26 protein-coding genes are annotated in these 26,485 nt (G+C 46.9%); 17 read left to right on the top strand and 9 right to left on the bottom strand.

Annotated features, from left to right (window positions below; genetic code table 11):
* The 4 genes from ACZ5NB_RS05830 to ACZ5NB_RS05815 all read left to right on the top strand — a co-directional run bounded on the left by ACZ5NB_RS05830 (window position 1) and on the right by ACZ5NB_RS05815 (window position 1,960).
* On the top strand, window positions 1-282 hold the full coding sequence (locus ACZ5NB_RS05830) for a hypothetical protein (protein ID WP_464107879.1): 282 nt from the start codon (window positions 1-3) through the stop codon (window positions 280-282).
* Window positions 283-423: 141 nt separating this feature from the next.
* Entirely contained in the window at window positions 424-813 is a 390-nt protein-coding gene (locus ACZ5NB_RS05825; RefSeq protein WP_460235004.1) for a hypothetical protein, read from the top strand.
* A 109-nt stretch (window positions 814-922) separates the two neighbouring features.
* Window positions 923-1,327: a DUF4259 domain-containing protein gene (locus ACZ5NB_RS05820; RefSeq protein WP_460235007.1), complete on the top strand. Its 405-nt coding sequence runs from the start codon at window positions 923-925 to the stop codon at window positions 1,325-1,327.
* A 72-nt stretch (window positions 1,328-1,399) separates the two neighbouring features.
* A complete protein-coding gene (locus ACZ5NB_RS05815) occupies window positions 1,400-1,960 on the top strand; it encodes a WG repeat-containing protein (RefSeq protein ID WP_464107878.1) in 561 nt (186 codons plus the stop codon).
* Between the two features lie 412 nt (window positions 1,961-2,372).
* Here ACZ5NB_RS05815 and ACZ5NB_RS05810 read toward each other — a convergent pair whose 3' ends face one another.
* The gene (locus tag ACZ5NB_RS05810) at window positions 2,373-3,527 is read right to left on the bottom strand and encodes an IS110 family RNA-guided transposase (protein WP_464107877.1); all 1,155 of its coding nucleotides are present in this window, start codon (window positions 3,525-3,527) and stop codon (window positions 2,373-2,375) included.
* A 151-nt stretch (window positions 3,528-3,678) separates the two neighbouring features.
* Between ACZ5NB_RS05810 and ACZ5NB_RS05805 the strand changes: the two genes are divergently transcribed.
* The 4 genes from ACZ5NB_RS05805 (at window position 3,679) to yidD (ending at window position 5,685) form a co-directional block, all read left to right on the top strand.
* Window positions 3,679-3,876 (top strand): hypothetical protein, encoded by a 198-nt coding sequence (locus tag ACZ5NB_RS05805; protein WP_460232093.1) that lies wholly within the window; start codon window positions 3,679-3,681, stop codon window positions 3,874-3,876.
* A gap of 127 nt (window positions 3,877-4,003) precedes the next feature.
* Window positions 4,004-4,375: a hypothetical protein gene (locus ACZ5NB_RS05800; RefSeq protein WP_460232047.1), complete on the top strand. Its 372-nt coding sequence runs from the start codon at window positions 4,004-4,006 to the stop codon at window positions 4,373-4,375.
* 471 nt (window positions 4,376-4,846) lie between these two features.
* The gene (locus ACZ5NB_RS05795) at window positions 4,847-5,263 is read left to right on the top strand and encodes a hypothetical protein (protein ID WP_460232046.1); all 417 of its coding nucleotides are present in this window, start codon (window positions 4,847-4,849) and stop codon (window positions 5,261-5,263) included.
* Between the two features lie 104 nt (window positions 5,264-5,367).
* Window positions 5,368-5,685, top strand: a complete 318-nt coding sequence (yidD, locus tag ACZ5NB_RS05790; RefSeq protein ID WP_460232045.1) for a membrane protein insertion efficiency factor YidD — start codon at window positions 5,368-5,370, stop codon at window positions 5,683-5,685.
* Window positions 5,686-5,747: 62 nt separating this feature from the next.
* Here yidD and ACZ5NB_RS05785 read toward each other — a convergent pair whose 3' ends face one another.
* A complete protein-coding gene (locus ACZ5NB_RS05785; RefSeq protein WP_460232044.1) occupies window positions 5,748-6,674 on the bottom strand; it encodes a LysR substrate-binding domain-containing protein in 927 nt (308 codons plus the stop codon).
* A 152-nt stretch (window positions 6,675-6,826) separates the two neighbouring features.
* Between ACZ5NB_RS05785 and ACZ5NB_RS05780 the strand changes: the two genes are divergently transcribed.
* Window positions 6,827-7,705 (top strand): pirin family protein, encoded by an 879-nt coding sequence (locus ACZ5NB_RS05780; protein ID WP_460232043.1) that lies wholly within the window; start codon window positions 6,827-6,829, stop codon window positions 7,703-7,705.
* Between the two features lie 61 nt (window positions 7,706-7,766).
* Window positions 7,767-8,318 (top strand): NADPH-dependent FMN reductase, encoded by a 552-nt coding sequence (locus ACZ5NB_RS05775; RefSeq protein WP_460232042.1) that lies wholly within the window; start codon window positions 7,767-7,769, stop codon window positions 8,316-8,318.
* A gap of 135 nt (window positions 8,319-8,453) precedes the next feature.
* Here ACZ5NB_RS05775 and ACZ5NB_RS05770 read toward each other — a convergent pair whose 3' ends face one another.
* The 7 genes from ACZ5NB_RS05770 to apbC form a co-directional block, all read right to left on the bottom strand.
* Window positions 8,454-11,456 carry a porin family protein gene (locus ACZ5NB_RS05770; protein WP_460232041.1) on the bottom strand — a complete coding sequence of 1,001 codons (3,003 nt, stop codon included), beginning with the start codon at window positions 11,454-11,456 and terminating at the stop codon, window positions 8,454-8,456.
* An 849-nt stretch (window positions 11,457-12,305) separates the two neighbouring features.
* Window positions 12,306-13,256, bottom strand: coding sequence for an alpha/beta hydrolase (locus tag ACZ5NB_RS05765; RefSeq protein WP_460232040.1), 951 nt, complete (start codon window positions 13,254-13,256; stop codon window positions 12,306-12,308).
* Window positions 13,257-13,496: 240 nt separating this feature from the next.
* Window positions 13,497-14,675: a DUF3089 domain-containing protein gene (locus tag ACZ5NB_RS05760; protein ID WP_460232039.1), complete on the bottom strand. Its 1,179-nt coding sequence runs from the start codon at window positions 14,673-14,675 to the stop codon at window positions 13,497-13,499.
* 220 nt (window positions 14,676-14,895) lie between these two features.
* On the bottom strand, window positions 14,896-15,081 hold the full coding sequence (locus ACZ5NB_RS05755; protein ID WP_460232038.1) for a hypothetical protein: 186 nt from the start codon (window positions 15,079-15,081) through the stop codon (window positions 14,896-14,898).
* Window positions 15,082-15,172: 91 nt separating this feature from the next.
* Entirely contained in the window at window positions 15,173-16,039 is an 867-nt protein-coding gene (locus tag ACZ5NB_RS05750; RefSeq protein WP_460232037.1) for a M15 family metallopeptidase, read from the bottom strand.
* Window positions 16,040-16,325: 286 nt separating this feature from the next.
* Window positions 16,326-16,895: a dCTP deaminase gene (gene dcd, locus ACZ5NB_RS05745; RefSeq protein WP_460232036.1), complete on the bottom strand. Its 570-nt coding sequence runs from the start codon at window positions 16,893-16,895 to the stop codon at window positions 16,326-16,328.
* A gap of 115 nt (window positions 16,896-17,010) precedes the next feature.
* Window positions 17,011-18,117 carry an iron-sulfur cluster carrier protein ApbC gene (apbC, locus tag ACZ5NB_RS05740; RefSeq protein WP_460232035.1) on the bottom strand — a complete coding sequence of 369 codons (1,107 nt, stop codon included), beginning with the start codon at window positions 18,115-18,117 and terminating at the stop codon, window positions 17,011-17,013.
* Window positions 18,118-18,416: 299 nt separating this feature from the next.
* Between apbC and metG the strand changes: the two genes are divergently transcribed.
* Genes metG through ACZ5NB_RS05705 form a run of 7 tightly spaced genes read left to right on the top strand, consistent with a single transcriptional unit; the run spans window position 18,417 to window position 26,472 of the window.
* Entirely contained in the window at window positions 18,417-20,438 is a 2,022-nt protein-coding gene (gene metG, locus ACZ5NB_RS05735; RefSeq protein ID WP_460232034.1) for a methionine--tRNA ligase, read from the top strand.
* A gap of 16 nt (window positions 20,439-20,454) precedes the next feature.
* Entirely contained in the window at window positions 20,455-21,030 is a 576-nt protein-coding gene (rsxA, locus tag ACZ5NB_RS05730) for an electron transport complex subunit RsxA (RefSeq protein WP_460232033.1), read from the top strand.
* 3 nt (window positions 21,031-21,033) lie between these two features.
* A complete protein-coding gene (gene rsxB, locus ACZ5NB_RS05725) occupies window positions 21,034-21,669 on the top strand; it encodes an electron transport complex subunit RsxB (RefSeq protein ID WP_460232032.1) in 636 nt (211 codons plus the stop codon).
* Window positions 21,666-24,005, top strand: a complete 2,340-nt coding sequence (rsxC, locus tag ACZ5NB_RS05720) for an electron transport complex subunit RsxC (protein ID WP_460232031.1) — start codon at window positions 21,666-21,668, stop codon at window positions 24,003-24,005. The genes rsxB and rsxC overlap by 4 nt, the downstream gene beginning before the upstream one ends.
* 14 nt (window positions 24,006-24,019) lie before the next feature.
* Entirely contained in the window at window positions 24,020-25,078 is a 1,059-nt protein-coding gene (gene rsxD, locus ACZ5NB_RS05715) for an electron transport complex subunit RsxD (RefSeq protein ID WP_460232030.1), read from the top strand.
* A gap of 6 nt (window positions 25,079-25,084) precedes the next feature.
* Window positions 25,085-25,744 (top strand): electron transport complex subunit RsxG, encoded by a 660-nt coding sequence (gene rsxG / locus ACZ5NB_RS05710; RefSeq protein ID WP_460232029.1) that lies wholly within the window; start codon window positions 25,085-25,087, stop codon window positions 25,742-25,744.
* Window positions 25,741-26,472 (top strand): electron transport complex subunit E, encoded by a 732-nt coding sequence (locus ACZ5NB_RS05705; RefSeq protein ID WP_460232028.1) that lies wholly within the window; start codon window positions 25,741-25,743, stop codon window positions 26,470-26,472. Before rsxG ends, ACZ5NB_RS05705 begins: the two co-directional genes overlap by 4 nt.
* Window positions 26,473-26,485: the final 13 nt, after the last annotated feature.

The following is a 26,485-nucleotide window of genomic DNA, read 5'->3' as shown; positions in this document are numbered from 1 at the left end:
GTGAAAATAAATAAAAGTAGTTTACGGAAAGATATTAATTCTGAAGAAAAAACCTCTACTAAGTATGCCTTAAGTATAGCGTTAGGGTTATCGCTTGGGTGTGCTATCGGAATATCTCTCGGTGTAGCAATGGGTAATATCGGCGCCGGCTTAGCAGTAGGTATAGGGGTTGGTGTGGCGCTTGGCATAGCATTTGGTTTTGCTTTCAAATCGGAAAGCGAGGCACAAAAAAGCAAAAAGCGCTTCTCTCTCAAAAATAAGCATTTTTCAAGTGACAACTAACAAGGCGTGGTTGTCGCCTTCGGCTGGGACTGCTGCGCTTACGCTCCGCAGCCCCAACACTTGGCGTTAGAGTGCTAAGGTCTGAAAGTGCTGAATTATAAAATCTTGTTTAGGAAAGGCTCTGAAGAGAACGGTTGCATAGTGCACGAAAGTCACTCATGTGATTTTACAATTAACAATCAATCCCTTTTGGATTTAATTGTGCAGGTTGCTGGTGGTCATAAAGACTTTCTAGGATGCTTCGCTAGAGGCTGGGATTACCTCAATAAGCAAAGCATTCAGCAGTTATTACTTGAAAGTGAACCCGAAACTGAATCAGGCAGGTGTCTAATTTATGTGTGTCCTGAATGCGCGGATATAGGTTGTGGTGCGTATGCATGCAAAATTACCAAAAGCGGCAATTCTTATATGTGGAGTGATTTTGCATATGAAAATGGTTACGAGGAACCACGGCCTGTTAATGGAGTTGGGCCATTCGAATTTAATGCGGAAAATTATATTTCGGTAATAAAGGCTGCGTATGCACTCTAACAAGGCGCCCAAGTTTACTCCGGCCACAAAAAGCGTGGCCTCCGCGGGACGTGCTACACGTTGTTTCGCACGCCCCTTGGCTTTGCGTTAGCTTTACGGAGATTTGAACTTGGGTGCATGGGGTGAAGGTTCATTTGAAAATGACGATGCTGGAGACTGGGCTTACGAACTTTGTGAGTCTAACGATTTGCTAGTTTTATCAAATGGACTAAGAAGAAGTATATTTGAATACCTATTTCTCCAGGCACCCAAAGCATCGGTAATAGTTGCAGCTGCTGAAACAATAGCCTCTGCGAAAACCGGTGACTACACTAGGCTGCCGAATGATGTTCAAGCCTGGGTTAGGCAAAATAATTCTCTAAACTTTGCAGAATTGAAGAAACCTGCTCTAAGTGCCCTGCGCGCAGTAATGCGAATTAACTGTGAGCTCAGAATGCTATGGTATGAAGATAAGGAAATGGGCGATCAATGGGCCTCAAACATAAGCGGTTTAATCAAACAGCTGGAAAGCTAACAAGTGCAAGCTGTACGGACAAACTTTCCGCTACGCTACAAGTTATCCGCAGTTGCAGGCGTTAGAAGTCCTATGAGTCGATACATCGTAATATTCATCACGATTTTTATTGGTGCTGTGCACGCAGAAGACTTTGGCTCTTGTGGCTATATACCCAAGAAGACTGAGCAGTATCAATTTCCTGAATGGGAAGTCTTCGATAGCTGTGCATCTTATAAAAATGGTGTGCTGCGCATATCACAGGAACATATACACAGGCTCAATTTTGGAACAGAGGGTTTGGCTAGCCTCTTCGCCTCTGGACAGTATTTCTACGTAAAACCTGATGGTAGATTTCTCCCTGTCATATTTTACGATAACGGCGCCGACTATTTCAGAGAGGGATTAACTCGCTCACAGAAAAATGGAAAAATCGAATTTTATAACAAGGATTTTGAGCTTGTGCTTTCACCTGGCTATGATTGGGCGTGGCCATTCCACGAAGGTCAATCTCTAGTCTGTAAAGGTTGTGTTCTTACTCCGGTTGAGGATGGTCATAAAGCATTGGAAGGTGGCCTATGGGGCTACATAAACAAGGAGGGCAAAGAAGTTGTGCCGGTCAAATACAAGGCTTCTGATGTTCCTAGCAAGTAAAACTTCTAACAAGCGCAAGCAGGCAGGGACAAACTTTCCGCTGGCGCTCCAATTTTGCCCCTGTTGCGGGCGTTGATATGACACCCCCTGTCAATTAAAAACGTAGAAAATCCTACTCAAAAATCCAGAGCATCTATTTCAATTAGATTGAGTTAATGCAGAGAGATGGAGTCAGTATCTCGTCGGTTTGCTTGCTGATATCCGTGGGTTATCAATAAATACATATTGACCTATCCAACCTTACTTTTTCCGTCGAGGTGCCTGTCTTCTACTCTATGCTCGTGGATCAATAGGCTTACGCCTACTGCCTACCTAACGCCGTCGTGTGTTACACCTCCACCGGGACTCGACCTGCCACTGCATTAACTCAAAACTGTTTATCACGTGTGTTGCCGCTTACTGCTGTGCTGTTTTACACACGTGGCATTCTGACTAACCGGGTTTTAACATCAACCGGCGTGAGGACGACTTCGTTGGCAATGACCCAGATATAGGCCACCATTTCTCGCGCAATGGCTGATACCACCAAGTTGTAATGTTTTCCGCGTTTCATTAATCGTTGATAGCGTCGGCATAAGCGTACTTGCGCTTTCCACGCAATATCGACAATGTCTTTTGGCAAACCCTCTTGTCGCTTTTGTAATTCAGTCGAGATGTTCGCTGCGTAGCGATAACTGTGCGCACCTTCCGTCAGCAAACGCCTTGCGCGGGTATTTCCGGTTTTAGTGAGACTGCCCACTGTTCTCTTTCCGCCGGTTGAATGTTCACTCGGCACTAAGCCAATGTAGGCCATCAGCTTACGGGGATGATCAAAGCGCGATAGGTCACCTAATTCTGCAATTAACCCAGTGGCCACTAATAAACGTACGCCACGCATCGCCTGAATGGCTTTAACGACAGGATAGTAGCGCCATTGCTTCACTTGATAAGCTAACTCCTCATCAAAGCGCTTTAATCGCGACATACGTTCGGTGATAGTTTGAATCATTTCCTGCAATACAAATTGTTGTGCAGGATGCGGGAGAATTAACTCTGTTAGCCAGCGTAAGTGTTTGAGTGACCAATTAGCCGTGCCACCGTATTGAATGTGATTGCGTAATAGAAACGCTTTAAGCTGATACTTGGCATCGTTCAGATCACGCATAGCACGCTCGCGCGTCCGGGATAAATCACGAATGGATTCATCTTCTGGCTCAGGCACATAGATGGACTTCACATCGCCTGACTTAAGATGTTGAGCCAACATCATGGCGTCGCGGCGATCGGTCTTAATCCGCACGCCAGGCTTTTTAGGTACCAGCGATGGGGCGACCACAAAGCATTGATGGCCTAGCTGTGTTAGCAGTCGATAAATCCAGTAGCCGCAAGGGCCTGCTTCGTAGCAAAAGATGAGTGATGCGCCAGGGAATTTAGACTGCATTTGCCGTGCAAACTTTGTTACCCCTTCCTTGGTGGTTCTAATGCGCCCAATAGGCGATGGTTGAGCCTTAAAGCCGTCCTCAACATACGCCGCTTCTGAGTGTTCTTTAGCTGTGTCTAAGCCTATAAAAATTATGGTATTGTTCATATCGCTAGCCTCCAGTGTTTATATGATTCCAACATATAGTATGGCTCTGGCTTTCTAGCTAACCCACGATAACTGGAGGCTAGCACCCTAGGGGGTGTCATAATGTCTATGTAACTCTAAGGCGTAGCGGAATATTATTGTCGAGCTGAATATGGATAAGCTAAATGAATCAGAGTTTAGGGAACTAGCCATTCTACTCAAGCGTTTCGTGAGTACAGAGTTAGATCAATGGGATCATTGGAGTGTAGATACTCCATTCGGCAAAGTGTTCATTGATATATCAAGGAAGTCCACTGGGCTCGAAAGCGATTATTTTCCGCTAGAGCAAGCAATTGAAAAGAATAGCTAAAATGAAATCCAAGTATTGTAGGCAATATAAGTTACATAACAAGGCGTGCTTATCGCCGCAAAACGCGCGGCTGGGACGCTCACTGCGTTCGCGCCCCAACACTCGGCGTTAAAACTACGAGTAAGAGATGGGATTAATACTGATAATATGGTGTGGCTTCGTCGGAATTGCTTCATTAGCAATTACTGGATTTATTGGCGTCTTTGGGTTCCACATGTTTAAACGATCAGAACCAAACTGGCTTATTTGGCTAATTTACGTTGCTCTAATTGCACTAATTACTTCAGCAATCCTATTTATTTTATTTAATTTATCTTTTCCAGCGGTGGGTGGAGGCAATGATTACGGCATTATGTTCCGGGTGTGGTCTACTAAAACTGCCATAGCTATAGGCGCACCCGGCACAGCAGCATTTCTGGCTGGTTTCGTGATTTACCTCGCCACTATCTCCCGTAGAGAAAAAGCAGAAGTTTTAACAAGGCGGGGTTATCGCCGCTGAAAGTCGCGGCGGGGACGCTCACTGCGTTCGCGCCCCAACCCTTGGCGTTAGTTGGCCTGCGAAAAAAGAGAGCACCACATTGAGGGATTTTTAGGATAACCCATATAGCTGTATAAACAAACAGCATAAGCGTTATCTTTATGTGAGCGCAAAAGATCTAGAAGGGAGATTGACGAGAGCGCATTTGGTTTTTACAGTAAGAGCACCCCCGTGCGGCTTAGAAACACGCTTTGAGTGTTGTCCAAGTCCGCGGGGGTGCTCTTACTAAAAGCGTATCTCGCCATCTTCATTTCCTTTCTATTTTCTCGCACGCAGATGACCGCGGGGGCTGGATGTCAAACACGCTTGTTGTTCTTCCGAACAAGTCGCTAAGTTTGGCACTATCGTCGTCGCAACTAACAATCCGTTTCAGTTGATCAAGCAAACAACGCATGACAACTGAACTATATTCGTTAGCTGCACAAGGAGTACATGAAAATTGTGAATTATTGGTTAGTGGGTGCTACTTGGGGAGGATATGAAGATGTCCTTCCGCAGTTCATAAAACGTGGGTATTGGTATTGTTGGGATGCCAACGAATTTGAGGGTGAAGAGTCAGGAGTTGGAAACACAATTAAGAATCAGCAGGAACGTTTCCAACTGGTCAAACCGGGCGATCGAATAGCCGTAAAAAGACTGCTCGGCAAAGGCTCTTCTGAAATGGCAATTCTTGCTATAGGAGTGATCAAAGACATCGATCTTGAAGAATGGCGCATTTATGTAGACTGGGTTTCATCAAATATACAAGATAGAAAGGTTCCCCTTAAAGGATGTGCAGCTTCAATTCATGGACCCTTTTCAAAAGCTGGTGGTGATGCCGAATGGGTCAATCAAGTATTCTGCCTCTAAAAGCAGCTAACAAAGTGGCCAAGTACACTCGGGACCTAACCCGCTAATGCACACACCTCCACATACCTATGCAGGTGCCCCATAGTACCAAAACGAGATCGAGTATGGATCGGCTTTTTATATATCTAATCAATATCTACAAACGTCGAATATCCCCGCACAAAGGTTTTTCTTGTGCGCACCGAATTTTGTATGGCCAAGATTCTTGTTCAAGTTATGTAAAACGCGCCATTACGATTTATGGCTGGCGAAAAGCTATTAGTCTCATTCCAATAAGAGCTAAAGCATGCTCGCACGCTGCAAACATATTGGAAGAAAACAATGGCAAGCCTAAGCGTCGCAAACGAGACGACGAATCTTGGTATGCTTACTGTTTAGGTGAGGTGATCGGCAATGCAGCGTGTTGCTTTCTATTCAACTAGCTTGAACTATTCAGGGTTGTGCCTTGGGGTTCGCTAGTCAATACTAGTCGTCTCTGACATTTTTAACTATTGGTTGGCAATACCCCTCCCTCAATATAATTCTTCGCATGCGCTAAAAGGTATTTGTTTAACGCTTGAACGCTTGGTGCTACACCTTGTCGTGATGGCATGAGCAAACTCAGCCTAGCAATACCTGCTGTCCAATTTGGTAATACCCTAACCAATTTCCCGCTGTTGATCTCATCTCTACACGTGTATTCGGGAAGAGAGACAATACCCAGGCCATTCATTGCGGCTTCTTTTAGTGTGGTCATATCATCGCTACAAAACTGCGAGGTGAAAGGCACGCTAGCTTTTACGCCAGTGGAACTTTCCAACTCCCAGTGCCCCGAAGCAGATTGCCATCCAACTTTCAAACAACGTTGGTTAAATAAATCATAAGGCGATGAAGGTGAGCCGATTTTTGCAAGAAAAGAGCGCTCGGCATATAAGTGCCACGGTACCGTCGCCAGATGACGCTGTATCAAGCTGGAGTCCGGTAGATCAAGCATGTGCCCTCTTACGGCAAGATCGATACCGTCACCAATCAGGTCCACCTGTTGATTAGTGACTTGCTGCATTATTTCAACATTGGGGTTTGCAGCAAGAAAATGCACGAGTAATTCTTTGAGGGCGTACTGTGCAACGCCCACCGAACAACTGAGGTTTATTCTCCCGGACAAATCGTTGAGAGAGCGCTGAACAGCGGATTCCGCCTCTTCCATTTCATCCAGTAATGCGCGCGCATGGCGATAGAATGTCTGACCGACGTCGGTCACATGAAATCGGCGGGAGGTCCGCTGAATAAGCCGAGCCCCTAAGCGCTGTTCGAGTCTATTCACATGACGACTCAACCGAGATTTGGGCATATCCAGTGCTTTGGCTGCTTGAGAAAACCCCTGTTTTTCAACCACGTGCACAAAGTAGTAGTAGTCATTTAGATCAATCACACATTATCTCTTTCTATCGACATACGCCTGCCATAGGAACCCATTGTTCTAATTTTAGAACGATCGGTTCATTTTTTGAATCTTTTAGCAGTGATTGTTCCATTGTTAATATTACACCCATCAATTAGCCACCAATATGAAGGTCACCAGCTATGCAGCCCTCAAGACAGCCATCTTCCGCAAACCCCACTTCAGCTATTGTTGAAGGCACACCATTCACAGTTGGTTCGGGCTTCACAGCAGACACCTATCGCGCGCCCCACTTCAATGAATTAATGGACCCTCTAGTAATGGTCGATCACTACACCATGACGACCCCCACCTTTGGAGCCCATCCTCATGCCGGGCTATCCGCCGTGTCTATTTTATTCGAGGAGAGCGAAGGCCAATTCCACAACCGAGACTCCCAAGGTAACGACCTTGATCTAAACCCTGGCGATTTGTATTGGCTCAAAGCGGGATGCGGCGCCGTACACGATGAATCACCCCGTGCAGGCTCAACAATTCGGGGACTACAAGTGTTTGTCAACTTACCTAACCAACAGCGCCATGACGCACCAGAATCGATATTAGTTCGCGCTGAAAGTATGCCACTGATTAAAAATGATGGGTTTAGAGCACGATTGGTCTTAGGCACCAGCAACGGCAAAGAAAGTGCTAGCGCACCTGATCGCGCTATGACTATTGTTGATGGCTATGTAAAACACAACGCAACGTTTTCCCACCAGCGCAGCGATTCGGAAAGCAGTTGGATTATTGCCATTGATGGCGACATTGAATTAGCGCTTGCAGAACATACTGTGCTGCTTAAAAAGGGACAAGCGATAGCCATAGGCGCAAGCAAGTCAGTGCCTCAACAAAGTATTTGTATAACAGGTCGATCAATTGGTGAGGCGCATTTCGTTTTGTTTTGCGGCACACCTATACAAGAAGACTATATTCAGGAGGGCCCATTTATCATGGGAAGCAAAGAGGAAATGAAGCAGGCTAGAGCCAATTTTACGGCAGGTAAATTTGGCTCAATCAGTTAAGCGCCGAATAGTAAGCATCCATATTTCACTATATAAACCGCAACCACTAAGGGGAATGTCCATGAAAATACTTGCCTTTGCAGCCAGTAACAGTAAACAATCGATCAACAAGCAGCTCTTACAGTATGCGACAACTCTTCTCAGTGACGCAGAGATCGAGCTACTCGATATTAACGATTACGCCATGCCCATTTATGGTGAAGACCTAGAGGCAGAATGCGGCATTCCCGCGGCCGCCCAACAGTTTCTCGATAAAATTGCGTCCGCCGACGCGCTAATGATTTCCTATGCTGAACACAATGGCGGGTATGCAGTTGCCTATAAAAATTTATTTGACTGGGCGACGAGAATTAACCAGAAGGTTTATCAAGGCAAACCGATCGTCATGCTATCCACTTCGCCGGGTGGCGCAGGTGCCTCTAACGTACTGAATATGGCAGTCACATCTGCAGAATATTTTGATGGACGTGTTGTATCGCATTTCTCGCTACCCAGCTTCTACGATAATTTCGACCAAGAACAGGGCTTGATCACTAACTTACCGCTTAGACAACAATATGAAACAGCCTTGGCGAGAGTAACCGAGACATCTAACATGGTGAAATCAGCGTAAGAGTGGCGTCAACACACAGTGATCAGCAGCCATTTAAGTGTTGACGTTGGATCAGAGACAACGTTTAAGGCGCAGCAGTATGTATTGCTAAAAACTACTGCGCCTTCAGTTGTTCGCTAAGGCTCGAGAAATGAGTTAGTTGACAACCGTTATTCCTTTCATTCGATCATCTACAGACTTTCCTGAACGATCACTATTTCGAACGAGTACCCGCACTACATTTTTGCTTCCAACATAGCCCGATGTATTCCAGTCGTAACTATCACTGGACGACCATGGTTGCACCGTGTCACCGTTCACTTGAAATTTATATTGGTAGTCACCTGTACCACCAGTCGCACTTACCGTAAACGAGACGATCTCACCTTCAAAGTATGGCACCATATTGCGGGCGGTTATCTGTACATTGCCAAGCGGGCCATTCTCGTCAACTTGCTCGTCAACCTGTTCCACTACCGGCTCTAGAACCGACAACCCTTTCATCCAATGATCTTCATTACTACCAGAACCATCACTATTTCTCACCAGTACTCGAAGCACACTTTCAGTATCAGCATACCCGGAAGTATCCCAGTTAAATGAACGGCTCGATGACCAGGACTGTACTGTTTCGCCATTGAGCTGAAACTTATATTGATAATCACCGGTTCCACCCGTTGCACTTGCCACGAACGATACTACTTCGCCATCGTAGTATGGGGGTAAATGATGGGGGACAAGCTCGACATTCCCAAGCACACCCGCCTCAGAAATAACATCAATGCTTGATGTATCCTCCGCAGATTCATTTTCAAGAGAACCGTCTACGGTATCTACAACGTCACTACTGCTAGGTTCATCGTTTACCTCTGCAACATTGACAACGATTTCGTCTATGATCATCACGTTATCGCTATCTATGGTTTCCGCTACGATCGTATGCCTTCCAGAAGACAGTTGAATATTAAACTCCAGCCCATCTCCCAACCTGCCATCAATATTCGAATTCCAACTTATTTGCTTAGCCACGTCTTCTATATCTCCTGCGATATACTGCGCTTTAAGCTCAATCAAATCGGAACTTAGAAATACGCTTTCATTTGTCGGAGAAAGAATCTCTAGGCTAGCGGGCGCCAAATTTTCGGATTCTAACACCACAACACCACTGACACTCACGTGATCACTACTGGACATATTCTTGATGTCTCTTACCTCAACAGTAATCAGGTTATTCGATCCAGCAAATCCTGTAGTATTCCATAAGTATCGGTTACTGCCCGACCAGGATTGAACTACCGCACCGTTAATTGTGAACCGATACTCCAAAGTGCCATAAACCCCGGTTGCTTTTGCTATGTACTCAACAATATCTCCCTCATCAAATGGGGCTACCGAGGATGAGGATAAATCGATCGCAAGAGGAATATATTGCATCATCTCTTGATGTGCGCCAGCGTTATTACCACCCGTCTCGGTCCAGACATTTCCATTTATATCTTTACGTATATCCAAACCGTATAAAGACATGAAGGTCGCATAAGCAGAGTTCATATTGCGCACAGCACCAATGGCGGGAGACGACGACTGGAGCTGATAAGATCCAGATGCAAACTCGATACTTTTATTCATAATGTTAGCCGTTAAGACGTCGTATCTAGCATCCGCCAAATCAATATCGCCGCCAGCGTCTCTGTAATGAACATTCTGTGTATGAATTAAAAATAATGGATCGTCAGAGAATGACTCCCATCCGTGTGGTGTGCCGCGCGATGTATCAACACAGTTATAAAAAATATTACCGTCAATTTCCACGCGTTGATTGCTATTTGTAGGGTTCTGTACATTAGTAATCGCGGAAGCCGACAAACCACAATCAACGGTATTTTGGGCAAACGTCAAACCTTTGGGGCATGTCATTCCAGCACTACCATTACTGTAGCAACGCTGGGTGAACGCTAGGGCCGTCTTGCTAATATTGGAAACCTCATTTCCCAAGATATAAACGTATGCATCGCTTGTGGTCGCTTTCGAACCAAAAGCGGTACCAGTATTCTCAATTTTGTTATTAATAAACCACGTATATAAGCCGCCAATATCGCTCTCGCTATCCTGTTCTGTAATAATTGCCGTTGAGTTTGCCGGCTTCTCAGCGTTATAAAAACCATGAACATAGTTTTCTGAAAACACTACGTGATAACACCCCTTTTGATCATAAGCATTTTCATAGTTTTCATAAAACTCATTCCCACCGATGTAGATATAGTGGGGCCTCGATGCATAGTCATAATCGAACCAGTTCGAGTTAGCACATTGAATCGAGTCACCCTGGACATGTGAAATTTCGCTATTCAAAATCCACACATAGCGAGTCCATCTTCCTAGCTGAATCCCGTGAATATCTACGGACGTTCTGCGGTCGTCTTGCCATCGACCTAGACCGTGAATATTGGATTCATAAAATACAACAAATTCAAGCGGGTTCGCTTCACTCGAACCCAACATAAAACACCGCCCACCCTGAGACGAATCGACTCCATTTGAGCCTGAACATTCAACTCGGCGAAAGGTGAAGTACTTCGTAGGACCAACGGCTTCGTCCCAACGCATAATGAAGCGATTATTTGGGGAGTGAAAATGAACAGAATCAAAAAATACGTGACGAGCTTTACCCCAGCGAAACTTTCTAAATAGCATTTTTGGCGCTACTTCGCCGACACCAATTATCCATATTGGAGCATCAGCCGTGCCTTCCATATTGACCGAATACAGGTCATTTTCACTTCCGTAGCTGGCTCCATCGCCCGCAATAAACACTTGCGCGCCAACATTTAATGTCCATGACGAGCTACCTAGCCCAGGAATTGAGCAAAGCGGTCTTTCGGGGCTTCCGCGCCCATTATTTGAACTGTCATTACAAACTGAGGACGACTTGTCGACATAAAATTGGTTGGCTCCGCCAACCCACGCAGGCGTAGGGGTGCTAATTGGGTCGTATGGAAACGCTGACTTTTGATCTGAAACCTCGGGAATGGAAGGCATTATTGCAGTCGGGACAGATCCAGATGGATCGGGAATACCCAGCGGGATATTAGATGCGATAGTTCCACTTGCAAACGCAAACGACACCACAAAAATATTAATCAATGGAAATTTATACATCTCGATTACTCTCTACAACATTTTGGAGCGTCGCTGCCAAATGAATTAAATGACGCTGAAACAATCCTAGGCACACAGATGTGTAACAGCCAGAATAGTTTCTATAAAAAATCATTCTTGTGATGAGCATCAAAACCACATTTGCAATTTGATCGCATAAAACAAATTTAACTACAGCCCATAAAAAATGGTTTAACAAATGAAAACTTGAAATTTAGATAAGGTTTCCTTCCACCATAACTGGAAACACATCAAGTTGAATAGATTCACATTTTTAATTATTAAAAGTATTTCAAAATCTATTTTTTCGACGAGATCACATAACACAAAAACAAACAAACAATAACCAAGAAAAACATTTAGAATCCCGCGCTGCCTAACATCGGGATATGCACGCTCAACATATAGAACACCCATAAAGACAAACAATAATGAGCAAATAGATAACTCGAACCATACTTTTTATATCGACTTAAAGGACTCGTAACGCATGAATAAAACACAAACCAAGACGCCGACACATCTTGAAGCTGAAATTATTCTGGCCGCCAAATGATGTCCTGTTCATATTCTTGCACAGAGCTTTGAGCATGCGGCTAAAGTTTTAAATCATGGCAGACTTAAACTTTTGAACTATTGACTAAAGAAGTGACCACACGACATTTACGCGTAAAATGGTTTCGTTGAAAGGCTAAAGATTTTAGAGAGCTTGCTAGCAATTAAGTGCTTATTACATCACACCCTTGCTCACTATGGCCGGGGGAACTGGAAGCGAGCAGAAAAGCGTAGAATTTTATTCGATAAGAAAGGGGGCGAGAAAAACGCCCCGATAGATTATGACCACAGGCCTTATAGTGTAATGCCCAACCCTTTTTTTAGAGCCTGTAGCATTTCGTGAAACTGCCTTTTACTCACTGCAACTGGGAACATCGCAGAGCCGTGAAAAGTACCAGGATAAGAATGCAGCTCTACTGACACACCGTCTTTCATTAATTGAGAAGCATAAGCGATGCCTTCATCACGCAGCGGATCAAATTCCATTACGCAAATATAAGCAGGTGGCAATCCAGTTAAGTCCTTCGCACGTGCAGGAGCAGCCGTAGGCGGCACATCATCGCTCCCTCTTTCGAGGTCACCTAAATGATACGTCCAGCTCACTTTCGCTTTTGGTCTATTCCAAATCGGCGTATTGACAAACTGAGTCGCACTCGGTGTTTGTAATCGATCATCCACTTCTGGAATATTGAGTAACTGAAAGCACAATGGATCATCATCGCGTTCACGCATAAACAGCGTTAAAGCAGACGCTAACCCACCACCTGCACTGACGCCGTTAATCGCAATTCGCGTCGGATCAATATACGATTCAGTGGCGCAACTACGCATCCATAACATCGCCGCATAACAATCGTGTAATGGCGCTGGGTATGGATTCTCCGGTGCTAACCGATACTCCACCGACACCACCACACAGTTTAATGCGCGCGCAAAGCTCGCCGCAGTAGCATGATCAGCGTCGATACTACCAATGACAAAACCGCCGCCATGAATATGCAACAACGCAGGCCCAGGTTGTTCAAGAGCAACCTGCGGTTTATAAACCCGAACGGTTACTGGCGGCGCTCCATCAAACCCAGGCACGCTATGATCTTCAACGAGTAGTCCTTCGACGTTCGCCGGAGGGACATTAGCTTTAATCATCGCCTCAAACGTTACGCGTGCCTCAACAGGATCATCCATTGGATTATCTTTTATCCCTTTAACATAGGGGAGCAATTCTGGATCATAGTTATACGTCATTTAAAATCTCTACACTTGTGATTATATTTGCGCGAAGCAGTCTACTAAAATAAACCGCAATTATCTCTTACCTTACGGCGTTCAGTATCCCAGAAGGTTATGCTGCAAACCCGAGATCAATCACCCCCAAACTTGATTAGCGCCACGCCCCCAATCAGCCACTCCAAATACTCTACCTAAAACAAAAAAAGCCCAGCCATTCGACAATAGCTGGGCTTTTTGCAAAAGTTCACTGAAAAATTATTTAGCCAAATACGCTTCGCTCTGCTGACGCGCTAAGCTAATCAAATTTCCCATCGCTATATTCATGTCAACAAGATGCAAACCCCAACTCGCATTCACTGAGCCGTCTGCATTCATCACATCACCCGAAATATCATCCGTTCGTGGATCTTTGGGATCGCCATGCACCGTCATTTCAAAATAGCCTCCACGCTCATTGGCAACACACTTACCGGTTAGTAAACCCGGCACACTTGCAAACGGTGTTTCCAGTTGGGGAGTATTTTTAGTCCATGACAACGGAGAAACGCTGGAAGACGATACGCCTTGTTGTGTATTTAAGTACGCATGAAGTGCGGTGGTGTTGTCAGCCAGTTTTGCTGGGCTTGTACAGGCGGAGACTGAATCCTTGCCGTTTTTACCAAACATGCCCTGCTCGGGTGGAGGCACATCAGAACGGAACGACGCGTAGGTGACAATACACTCATTTTGAGTGGCCGACTCACACAATGGCATATGCTCAAACGTCGCGCCGACTGTTTGACCTGCAGGAACTTGCACCCGTGTACCAATCAACATGGCAGAAATGATTTTTTTCTGAATTGCTTTGCCTTCAATTTCTTTTTTGATGAGCTGAGTTAACACTCCAGAACCCTGTGAGTGGCCCACTAAGATGACTCCACGCCCATCATTGTAGTTTTCTAAATAATTATTCCACGCGGCGACTACATCACCGTAGTTCATCGTCCTATCTACGCCAGCCGCGCCTCCAGTTCTACTGATTCCAGCACGCAATGCGGTTAATGTCACTTGGCGATACAATGGAGCGAACGTTCTGCACACAGAGCCATATCGGGCAAATTGCTGTTTCACCACGGAATACTCTTCAGGCCCAGCAACCATGTCGCTATTGCCTGTTTTATCAAGAGAAACGGTAGGGTATACATAGAAGCAATCGACTTTGGCGTCATCAGTTTTGGAAAACTTTTCAACACTCATCGAGCCATCTGCATTAACAATAGTCGTCGTCATGTCGACGTCACATGCGCCTAAATCCTTGTCAGCACCACGGCATAACCAAGACTCGGGCTTTGAATAATCCGCTGGAAGCGTTTCAGCACAGACAGACACGCCAAACGCCAAAGAACTGAGCAGTAAAGACGCTGACATACTGCGCGAAAGTTTTGTTGATAACATTGAAGACCCCCTAATGCTAGCCTTCCAACATTGGAGACTAGTCAGATATTTTTACGTTATTAGTGAGATGTGTTCGATAACAGAACGGTCCGAAGAATTATCGTGTAATCCACTAGGTGCTGGCTACACAGTACCGGCGTACTTTTATTTTCTTTACTCGCAACATTCTAAAATGTGCCAATTCATGCAAACACTGAGCGGGGATAAGCCCAAGAATGGCTTAATGCGCTTTGGTTTTTCGCTCCCCACAGCGGGTGCATTCGTACACTGTGACCAGCTTGCCTTGTTTAGTATCAAATTGATTGTCTTTAATGACTTTCCATTTATGGAAGCCATCGCGGCACAGGCTCTTACCTTTAAACTTCTCGGAGAGTTTTTTCTTTTTGAAAGGAATGACCTCACCCATAATGCACCTCGTTTTTTATGGTGCATAGCATATCTCAGTAAGGAAGTAACAAGAATGTTTTGGCTAGACCAAAAGACTAAAACGTTGCCTATTAGACAACCTTAATATGCCATGGCTCAAATCGGACGCCGAGCTGGTTGTCTTCTGTATACCGAATTTGCACATACCCAAGTTCCTGCATTTTTTGAAACTCGATTGTTTGCGCAAATTTGCTGGTGAAATTGTCTGCCCCCCACCCCCGACGACCCACATCAAAATCGCCGATACCGTGGAAGGAGTGCCCTGGAGGAGCGAGTGAGCGAGAGGCTTTTGATAAGTTTCCATTAGACTTGGCGCATTTGGCCAAGAACAAGTGCATTTGCTTGACGACTGAGCGAATACCAGAGGTCAGCACAATCTGCGAGCCCACATCGTTGACGAGCTTATCGTAGTACGCCAAGGACTCTCCACGAAATACATAGTGCCCGGTGTATGGCACACGAAAGGTATCCCGCTCCGGGACAACCGCCGTCATTTGATCCGTGACTTTTTCGCCATAAAAACCATAGCTTTGAGCCTCAGTGAAAAAGATTTTTTCCATAAAGTCGAGCTCAGTCGGGCTGAACTCTCCAATAGATTCGTAGCGTTTGGCGTATCGCAAAAGGTCATCAAAACCAAGTAAGTTAAAATTACCGTGGCCGATCACTCTTTGCGCATTGTCCAAGCGGTGCAGGACGGAGGTCAGCAATGTGAATTCATCCTGGGCGAGATAGATATCATCGATAAATTCATTTTCGAAAAATTTTACTTTGTCTAAGTCAGGCGCTAACTCTTTCGCTGTCACTGGTTCCGAGACCGTTAATGCCTCATCTCCGAAATTTTGAGGAGTCGCTTGCTGGGCCATGCGCCACAACATGCCATTTCCCGCAGAAAAAGCACCACCTGCAAAAATTCCTGTTAGTAAGTCTCGTCGCTTCACACGCTTGCCTTCGCTTCTTAAGAGCCAATCCCGTAGTCACCTAGTTCAACTCTTACCAGATTCCAATGGGCCTATAAAAACGATAGCAAGGGATCTAAAGGATCGCCAAAATTCTCTTAAAATACAAACACTTAGCGCCATTAAGTTGACGCTAGCAACAGATAGATAGGCGCTCAATAGGCGCAACTGGGTAAAACGTCAAAGCGCTGACGGAGATAGCCAATAAAAAAGCCGATAACCCCGCTTGAGGGTTATCGGCTTTGAATGACGCCTAATAATTTTACGATTAAGTTTTGGGTAGCGTAACGCCACGCTGGCCCTGATATTTACCACCGCGGTCTTTGTAGGAGGTTTCGCACACTTCATCAGACTCAAAGAATAACATCTGTGCAACGCCTTCATTCGCGTAGATTTTTGCCGGTAACGGTGTGGTGTTAGAGAATTCCAAGGTCACATGCCCTTCCCACTCAGGTTCGAGTGGCGTGACATTGACGATAATACCGCAGCGTGCGTACGTGGACTTACCCAAGCAAACTGTCAACACATTGCGCGGAATACGAAAATACTCAACCGTACGGGCCAGCGCAAACGAGTTAGGCGGAATAATACAGACATCGCTAGTCATATCGACAAAGCTATCATCATCGAAGTTTTTCGGGTCAACAATCGCAGAGTGAACGTTGGTAAATACTTTAAACTCACGAGCACAGCGCACATCATACCCGTAGCTGGACGTACCATAGGAGACGATGCGATGGTCCTCGCTATCGTAGCGCACCTGACCTGGTTCAAAAGGCTCGATCATGCCTTCTTGCTCGGCCATGCGCTTGATCCATTTGTCTGACTTAATACTCATAATGCCCCACTGCTGTACGTTTAAGTGATCGAAGAAAGCGCGATTCAAGGTCGCGCATAATACGTTTTTTTAAACCATGGCAAAAGGTGTGGTTACCCCAGCCAGTGAATTCGGATCAATCTTCCGAGATTTCGATCGTCGGCGTTGCTCGCGCCTGGTTAACACTCCACAACTGCGCCCCAACCCGCCGCGCAATCTCCTTATACATCTCACTCACCTTCGATGTTGGATTTGCAACAACAGACGGCTTGCCACCATCCGCGTCCTCGCGAATATCTAACGCCAAAGGCAGCGAGCCTAGCAAGGCGGTTTGGTACTGTTTCGCCATCCGTTCACCACCACCTTGGCCAAATATGTGTTCTTCGTGCCCGCACTGGCTGCAGACATGAATCGCCATATTTTCAACAATACCCAACACCGGAACGTTAACCTTATGAAACATCTCAACACCCTTTTTGGCATCAAGTAATGCTATATCTTGCGGCGTTGTCACGATCACTGCACCACTTAGCGGTACGCTTTGAGAGAGCGTCAACTGAATATCGCCTGTTCCGGGTGGCATATCGATCAATAAGTAGTCCAACTCACCCCACTGGGTTTGGTTAACCATCTGTTGGAGAGCGCCACTGGCCATCGGCCCACGCCAGACCATGGGTGTTTGCTCATTAACCAAGTACCCCATGGAATTTGACTTAATCCCGTGTGCCTCTATCGGGACCATGAATTTGTTATCGATAATTTGCGGTTCTTTTTTACCGACACCCAGCATCTGGGGCTGGCTAGGGCCATAGATGTCAGCATCCAGTAGACCAACCTTCGCCCCTTCCGAGGCTAACGCTAATGCCAGGTTCACCGATGTGGTGGACTTGCCTACCCCACCTTTGCCGGACCCCACCGCGACAATGTTCTTTACCCCCGAAAGCGACTCTAGATCGCCGGGCGTTGAGCCAACCACCTCGCTGCGAAGCTCTACATTGACTGAATTCACCCCGAGTGCCGACTTGAGCTGTTCGGCAATGTGACCTTGCCATTGAGCTTGCTGACTAGCGAAGGGGTAACCAAGAGTTAGCACCACATTCAAATCGGCCCCGTTGCCAGTGACCTCGCACAGCGCACCAAGGCTTGCCAAATCTTTGCCGAGAATGGGGTCACTGACCTTAGTCAGCGCCTGTAAAACACCGTCGGCATTCACTTTCCCCTTGGAAAACCCTTTAAAAAACATAGTCTTTCTCACTATTACCGCTCTGATCTTGAGGGCGCTAAGGGTACTCCGTTTGGAGTCCCGACCCAAGCGGCTAAGCGCTGATTTATAAAGAAATAAATGCTATAGTTGCCGACCTTTTTCTGGGCCGGACGCTTCACCTGTACTTGCCATCGAAAGTACCTACAAACCAAGCACCGGCAAACTAAACGACGTCTTCTCGGCTACCGCAGCTATGACTTGCTAGCTGGGATAGGTATCGTTTGCTTAAGCACAATTTAGTTTAACGAGGATAGAACCTCACGGAGTTCATAGAGCCCATGCCTGATCGTCGCGACATTTTGGTCACTAACGCCCTACCCTACGCCAATGGCCCAATCCATCTTGGGCATTTGGTTGGCTATATCCAAGCCGACATTTGGGTGCGATTTCAGCGCATGCGTGGCAATCACGTGACCTACGTGTGTGCCGACGACGCCCACGGGACCGCTATCATGCTCAAAGCTGAGCAACTTGGTATCACGCCGGAGGAGCAAATCGCTCGTATTAAAGAAGAGCACGAGAAAGATTTTTCCGATTTTCGCGTAGCGTTCGATAACTTCCACACGACCCACTCGGATGAAAACCGCGAGTTAGCCGGATTATTTTACGAGCGTCTGCTGGCTAATGGCCATATTAGCGAGCGAGTTATCACACAAGCCTATGATGAAGAGAAAAACATCTTCCTCTCGGACCGCTATATCAAAGGAACCTGCCCGCGTTGTAAAGCGGAAGACCAATACGGCGATAACTGCGAAGTCTGCAGCGCAACTTATACACCCGATGAGCTTATCGACCCACGTTCGGTATTGTCGGGTAGCACGCCGGTAAAAAAAGAGTCGACGCATTTTTTCCTGACCCTGGGTGAATTTACCGATTATCTAAAAGACTGGACTCGCGCCGGACACCTTCCCAGTGAAGTTGCCAACAAGCTTGCCGAATGGTTAGAGGAAGGGTTGCAGGAATGGGATATTTCCCGCGATGCACCTTACTTTGGCTTCGAAATTCCCGGCCAGCCTGGAAAGTATTTTTATGTTTGGCTCGATGCCCCCATTGGCTACATTGCTAGTTACAAGAATTACTGCGACCGCAACAACATTGATTGGCAGGAAGCGTGGAAACCCGGTTCAAAAACTGAACTCTTTCATTTTATTGGCAAGGACATCATCAATTTCCACGCCTTATTCTGGCCATGCATGTTGACCTCTGCCGGGTTCCGCACACCAGACACCATCGCTGTAAACGGTTTCCTTACAGTGAATGGCGCCAAAATGTCGAAGTCCCGCGGGACATTTATTGACGCACGAACCTATTTAAATCATCTCGACCCAGAGTATCTGCGTTACTACTATGCCGCGAAACTCTCAAACGGTGTAGATGATCTCGATCTCAACCTTGACGATTTCACACAGCGCGTTAATTCCGACTTGGTTAACAAGGTCATCAATATTGCGAGCCGTTCTGCGAAGTTTGTTGAAAAAACCGGCGGCAAATTATCGACTGAAATCGAAGATCCCGAACTTTGGGCAAAGTTCACTGAAGCCAGCGAACGTATTGCTGCGCTTTATGATAGTCGCGACTTCAGTAAAGCCATGCGCGAAATTATGACCCTCGCTGATTTGGCCAACGAGTACGTCTCGCGTAAAGAGCCATGGGCGATGATTAAAACAGAAGGTAGCGAAGCAGACGTTAATGCGGTCTGTTCATTGGCGGTTAACATGTTCCGTGTGTTAGTGACCTATCTCAAGCCAGTGTTGCCGACATTGGCAGAAAAGTCAGAAGCCTTCCTTGGTTGTGAGCTAACCTGGCAAGAAGCGCCTATTTACATTGGCGACGAAGAGATCAATAAGTTCAAACCATTGATGTCTAGAATCGACAAAGAGAAAGTTGAAAAAATGGTAGAAGACAGCAAAGAAACCATCGCAGCGGCGACAGCGCCGAAAGTCACCGGCCCGCTAGCCGATGAACCTCTCGCCGATGAGATCACTTTTAACGATTTCGCCAAGGTGGATTTGCGCGTAGCGAAAATTGCCAAGGCTGAGCATGTCGAAGGGGCGGATAAATTGTTACGCCTCACCTTGGATTTGGGTGGCGAGCAACGTAACGTGTTTGCCGGGATTAAAAGCGCCTATAAACCCGAAGACCTAGAAGGAAAACTAACGGTAATGGTTGCCAACCTAGCGCCACGTAAAATGAAGTTTGGTATGTCCGAAGGCATGGTGCTGGCAGCGGGGCCGGGTGGAAAAGAAATTTATATTCTCAATCCTGATGACGGTGCGCAGCCCGGCATGCGCATCATGTAACGGCGAGAAGTAATTAATGACTGATTTTGCAATCATCCTCATTGGCGCCATCCTAGTGAACAACTTTGTGCTAGTTCAGTTCCTAGGTTTATGCCCATTCATGGGGGTATCGAATAAGCTGGAAAGTGCCATTGGTATGGCCGCTGCCACAACGTTTGTTCTTACACTCGCTTCCATTTGTAGCTGGATTGTACGGGCCTGGGTATTAGTCCCACTCGATATTGAATACCTGCGCACCATTTCTTTTATATTGGTTATCGCCGTGGTTGTACAGTTCACAAAAATGTTTATCGATAAAACCAGCCCGCTACTGGCCCGAGTCCTGGGTGTATTTTTACCCTTAATCACAACAAACTGTGCAGTGCTCGGCGTCGCGTTGCAAAATACGACCAAGTCCCATACGTTTATCGAATCGACGTTCTATGGGCTTGGTGCTGGCGTCGGCTTTTCACTAGTATTGATTTTATTTTCCGCAATGCGTGAACGTCTCGCTTTCGCTGACGTCCCCGCACCATTCAAGGGTGCGGCCATCGGTATGATCACCGCAGGTTTAATGTCACTCGCATTTATGGGTTTTGGTGGTTTGATTTAAACGATGGACTGGTTATCTGAATTTATTCTTCAACGTTCTGTTGCTGAGGCCGTGTTAGCTTTGGTGGGCCTCGCGTTATTGTTTGGTGCAATTTTGGGTTACGCTGCTGTCGCATTTAAAGTCGAAGCGGATCCAATCGTCGACCAAATCGACGCCATTTTACCGCAAACACAGTGCGGGCAATGCGGCCATCCTGGCTGCCGCCCCTATGCTGAAGCCATCGCAGGTGGCGAAGCCATTAATAAATGCCCTCCTGGCGGACAAGGTACAATTAATTCCCTTGCGCAATTATTGGGAGTCGAAGCACCGTCTCTCGATGAAGAGCACGGCGAAGAGTCAGATACTCGTAAAGTCGCTTTTATTCGCGAAGATGAGTGCATCGGCTGTACCAAGTGTATTCAGGCCTGCCCAGTTGACGCCATCCTCGGTGCCGCCCAACAAATGCACACAGTAATCGCCGATGAATGCACTGGCTGCGACTTGTGCGTCGAGCCGTGTCCTGTTGACTGCATCGATATGTTGCCAGTGGATTCCGGTGTAGCCGACTGGCATTGGCAGCTCCCCTCGCAAAATCATCTCGGTTCCCGAGACAATATTATTGCAACTGACGCCTCTGAAAAGTCGGAGGCTGCGGCATGAGACAAATTTGGCCTACACCGGGTGGCGTTCACCCGCCCGAAAATAAAACTCAATCACTTGGTTTACCCATCGCCCAGTGTCCTCTGCCACCGCAGGTTATTTTGCCGGTTTCGCAGCATTTAGGTGCACCCGCCGACCCTATCGTATCCGTTGGCGACAAAGTACTAAAAGGCCAACTGGTCGCCGAAGCGCCACAACAAGTCAGTGCCAACATCCACGCATCGACCAGTGGCACGGTGGTCGCTATTGAAGAACGACCTCTGCCTCACCCGTCAGGCCTTTCGGGCTTATCTATCGTCATTGAAGCGGATGGCAAAGACGAGTGGTGCGAATTACAACCGATTGAAGATTATTCCCGCAGTGGTCCGACTGAGTTAATACAAAAAATTCAAGCCGCTGGTGTCGTAGGTATGGGAGGGGCAGGTTTTCCCGCCGCGGTGAAACTTGCATCACGAACCCCGATTACGACGCTCATTATCAACGGCACCGAGTGCGAGCCCTATATCACCTCGGATGATATTTTGATGCGCACCTACGCCGAAGAATTAGTCGAGGCAATTCGCTTACTCGACTATTTATTAAATGGCCCGCAGGAAGTTCTTATTGCCATAGAAAGCAATAAGCCAGAAGCCATTGAAAAAATGACCGCGGCGATTGCTACTCTTAATGATCCGCGTTACGAAGTAGTCACCCTTCCCGCTAAATATCCCAACGGCGGAGAAAAACAGCTGGTACAAATGCTAACGGGTAAAGAGGTGCCCAGTGGTAAAATTCCGGCCGCGCTGGGCGTTGTATGCCAAAATGTGGCGACCGCTCTCGCGGCCTACCGCGCGGTCACTAAGGGCGAACCGTTAATATCACGAATAACCACCATCACAGGGAATGCTTTTTCCGAACAACGCAACCTTGAAGTGCTAGTCGGCACGCCGATTAGTTTTATTCTTCAGCAACAAGGTTATAGCAAGGACACAGCATCGCGCCTTGTCATGGGCGGCCCAATGATGGGCTTTACGCTACTCAGCGAAGAATGCCCGGTTATTAAAACCACTAACTGTTTACTGGCACCAACACAGGAAGAAGCACCGGCTAATGGACCAGAGCAAGCCTGCATTCGGTGTGGCATGTGTGCGGAAGCTTGTCCCGCGAGCTTGCTACCACAACAACTGTATTGGTATTCACGGGCGCAAGACGAAGACAAGCTCAAAGCATACAACCTGTTTGACTGTATTGAGTGCGGCGCCTGCTCCTATGTGTGCCCCAGTCAGATTCCGCTTGTGCAGTACTATCGCGCGGCGAAAGGGGAAATTCGTCAACACGAAATAGAAAAGAAGCATTCAGAAAAGGCGCGAGAGCGCTTTGAGTTTCATAAAGAACGCATCGAGGCTGAAAAAGCGGCGCGAGCAAAAGCCCGCGAAGAAGCAGCGGCAAAAGCCAAACTCCGTGCAGAAGAGAAGAAAAAAGCGGAAGAAGCAAAGCTTGCACAAGCAAACTCGCAAGCCACAGACAGTGACACGACACCAAGCGAAGCAGAAGCCAAGAAAAATCTAGTGGCCGATATCATTGCTGGCGCAAAGAAAGCGCAAGATGACCCTGCTCGTTTGGCTCGCAATATTACGAGCACCGAAGACCGCTTGAAAAAGCTACAAGCCAAGGTTGAGGAACTCGAGCAATCAGCACCAGACCAGGCTGAAGCTATTCGGGCTCGAATAAAAGAAACCGAAGTTAAATTAAAGTCGTTACAAGATAAACAAGCCACATTAGGCAATAGCGAAGAAAAACAAGTTGATGCGACTCTCCAAGCTGAGAGCAATAGTCAGTCCGATATTACTCTCCAGGCAGAAAAAGCCGTTGAAAAAATGGAGATGTCTGCCAACCAAAAGGTACAGCGCGAGTTAGACACGCTAAAGAGAAAGTTAGCCAAAATAACCGAGCAACTCGCTAGCACAGATGAGGCGGATAGTGACACGCGCAGCGCGCTCGAGCTATCGGAAAAGATGTTGAAAGAGAAGTTGCGTAAAGCCGAAGCGGCCGCCAACAGCCCGGCCTCAAGCAAAGCGGACGCAAAGCGAACGTTGAGTGGCGATGAACAATCTGCTGTAGGCGATGCAATCACCCGTTCGATGGAACGGGCAATGCAGAAACAATCTGTCGATGTCGAAGAATTGCGACAAAAAATACAGACCCTCGAAGCAAGAATTGAAGCAACACAAGAACGCATCGCTGCAACCGATGATGCAACCACCAAGGATGCGCTCCGAAAAGGCTTAGTCAGTATGCAGACTAAATTGGAAAAAACGCAGGCGCTGTATGATATGGCCGAGCAATCGTCGGAATAGTGAGCGAAAAAAACATGAGTTTACCGCAAATAACATCGCCCCATTCGCACAGCCAAAATTCGACAAGCAACGTCATGCGTACTGTGTTGATAGCAACAATACCCGGTATCGTCGCGCTTACCCATTTCTTTGGCCCCGGCACACTCTATAACCTTATCATTGCGTGCAGCACCGCCCTTGCCTGTGAAGCGGCGATCTTGCACTTACGTAACCGCCCAATTGCATTTTACCTCAACGATTTTAGTGCGCTTGTTACAGCCGTTTTATTGGGCATCGCCTTACCACCCTACTGCCCTTGGTGGCTTGTCGTAGTCGGCACCGGCAGCGCTATCATACTGGCGAAACATTTATATGGCGGTATGGGGTTCAACCCTTTTAATCCAGCCATGGTCGGTTACGTAATTGTCATTATTAGTTTCCCAGTTGAAATGACCACTTGGGCAACCCCACGAGGAATATTGGCTGAAGGGCAAGAATTATTGGGGCCACTGAGTGCACTCGGCCATATTTTTTCGGATGCCTCAATCGACGCTTATAGCGGCGCTACACCTCTCGACCTGTTCAAACACCAAGACGGTTTAACGCTACAACAGATTTACAGCGAACAACCCATTTTCGCCGAGGCGCGCTGGGCTGCGGTTGGCTGGGAATGGGTAAACCTCGGTTTTCTGGTTGGTGGGGCATATTTGCTCTATAGAAAAATATTTACTTGGCATGCTCCGGTAAGCATGCTGGTTGCTTTAGCGGTTATGGCCATTTTATTTTATGATAATGGCAGTTCCCAAAGCGGCGGCTCTCCCATTTTTCATTTGTTGTCCGGCGGCACAATGCTCGGCGCTTTCTTTATTGTCACAGACCCAGTCACGGGTGCCACAAGTCGCTTAGGAAAAATTATTTTTGGTGCAGGAACCGGTATCGTCATTTATGTCATCCGCACCTGGGGCAATTACCCGGATGCAGTGGCATTTGCCGTGTTGTTGATGAACTTTGCAGCCCCCTTCCTTGACTACTACACCACGCCTCGTAGCTATGGCCATGAAAAACGCCGCGTCATCATCAAGGACTCGGAGTAATTCATAATGCTAAAAAATTCTATCGGTTTTAATAGCGTACTCTTGGCGATTTTTGCTTTCGTCACCGCGGGTGTTGTGGCAGTGACCTATCAATCCACTAAAGATCGTATCAGTGATGCGAAATTAAGGGCCGCTCAAGCCGCTCTTTTTGAAATCATTCCTAAAGAAGATCACGACAACGATTTGTTCAGCGATACGGTCCCGATCCCTGAAGACTACCGAGAGTTTATGGGCCTCACCGCCAGTGAAGATCTGGATAAACAAATGCATATCGCTCGGCGCCAAGGCGAACCCTTTGCCGCTATTATTCCAACAGTGGCACCCGATGGGTATAGCGGGCCAATAAAGATGATTATTGGTGTGTATAAGGATGGCTCTATCGCTGGCGTTCGCGTTACCGATCACAATGAAACGCCAGGACTTGGTGACTACGTCGATGTTCGAAAAAGTAATTGGGTACTCTCCTTTAATGGGAAAACACTCGGTTCGCGCTTTGACGAAAAAACAAACATTAAGCATCCAGATGGGTCAGAAGAAGAGTTTGACCAATTAACCGGCGCAACCATTACTCGCACCGCCGTGACACGACAGATTAAAAAGACCTTGTCGTTTTTTAATATCGCAGACCCACTAACCCCCAAAGAACATAATGAGGTGACTCCATGAGTGAAGAGACTATGGACACCAGCGTCGACTATAAAGAAATAAGCCTCAATGGCCTCTGGAACAACAATCCGGCATTAACCCAGTTGCTGGGCCTGTGTCCTCTTTTAGCCGTCACAGGCTCGGTGGTTAACGCGCTGGGTTTAGGCATCGCCACGATGGCTGTCTTAGTAGGCTCTAACCTTGCTGTTTCTTTGATTCGTCATCGTGTCAGTGACGCTGTGCGCTTACCGGCATTTGTCATGATTATCGCGAGCTTCACCACCTGTACAGAATTATTGATGCAAGCTTTCACATACGAGCTCTATCAAATTTTGGGGATTTTTATCCCTCTCATCGTTACCAACTGTGCGATTCTTGGTCGTGCCGACGCTTTTGCAAGCCGCAATCCGGTCATTCCTTCGATCGTCGATGGATTCATGATGGGGTTAGGGTTTTGCGTGGTACTTGTCGCGATTGGCGCAATACGTGAGATCCTTGGCGCGGGGACTTTATTTTCCAATATGCGTTTATTGTTCGGCGATGTTGCCACCAACTGGAAATTCACACTGGTGGATGACTATCGAGGGTTTTTAGTGGCCGTCCTACCTCCCGGCGCATTTCTAGCGGCCGGTTTTTTAATCGCTGGCAAGAATTGGATAGATTCTGAGATAAAACGTAAAGCCGAGTTACAAAAGCAACCCGTTGTAAAAGGCAGCAAACGTGTTAAAACCACATCGGTGATTGGATAAAAGCAAAAAAAGA

This window comes from Aurantivibrio plasticivorans (assembly GCF_055392955.1).
Note: the sequence above shows the minus strand (reverse complement) of the source record. Positions and strands in the feature narration are given on the sequence as shown.